This window comes from Paenibacillus marinisediminis, assembly GCF_054343325.1.
This window is the reverse complement of record NZ_JBTGUH010000060.1, coordinates 1-223: the sequence shown is the minus strand read 5'-3', so window position 1 is coordinate 223 and position 223 is coordinate 1. Positions and strand designations below refer to the sequence as shown.

The window sequence follows — 223 nt, the reverse complement described above, 5'->3', positions numbered from 1 at the left end:
GCTATTACCTGCTATGGCCGGCCTTTCCAGACCTGTTCGACTAATCGAGAACTTTGTAACTCCATGTGAGACGTCCCACAACCCCAGAGAGCAAGCTCTCTGGTTTAGGCTTTTCCGCGTTCGCTCGCCGCTACTTACGGAATCACTATTGTTTTCTCTTCCTGAGGGTACTTAGATGTTTCAGTTCCCCTCGTATGCCATCTTACACCCTATGTATTCAGGT

At 48.9% G+C, this 223-nt stretch carries 1 rRNA gene; it reads right to left on the bottom strand.

The window, feature by feature from the left end:
• Positions 1 to 223 (bottom strand): 23S ribosomal RNA (locus ACXX53_RS23255); the annotation flags it as partial.